The organism is Rothia sp. HMSC067H10 (assembly GCF_001810635.1).
Taxonomy (GTDB): Bacteria; Actinomycetota; Actinomycetes; order Actinomycetales; family Micrococcaceae; genus Rothia; species Rothia dentocariosa.
The window spans coordinates 1-375 of record NZ_KV802291.1 but is presented as its reverse complement, the minus strand read 5'-3'; the positions used below and the strand labels follow the sequence as shown (position 1 = coordinate 375).

Genomic DNA, 375 nt, shown 5'->3' with positions numbered 1-375 from the left:
ATGACACCCCACGGAGCATTTTCATCTTCGCTCAGGATGTGAATTACCCAGTCCTCACCATGAATATCGCGAACGGTAATAAGCGGATCATAGGCATCTGGTGTATCCGCTTCAACGGCAATTATCATGCCGCCTTGGAGAGCTTTAATAGGCTCTTGCTGATTCTTCGGAAACTCCTCTAGGCGATTTTTCTCTAGTGCTGGAGCGATACGCCAATCACAATCCACATAGAGCTTAAAGGAAGAATTATCTTTATTACCCGTGAAAGAAAAATTCAAATCTCCCACGCTAACCTGTTCAACCGATAATGGCAACAATGCCTGTAGCTCACTCAGACGTAGAGAATCAGCCTGATATTCATCTAAAGGCTCGAAT

At 44.5% G+C, this 375-nt stretch carries 1 pseudogene; it reads right to left on the bottom strand.

What is annotated here, in order from left to right:
- A pseudogene (locus tag HMPREF2756_RS03770) lies at positions 1 to 375 on the bottom strand (hypothetical protein); the annotation flags it as partial.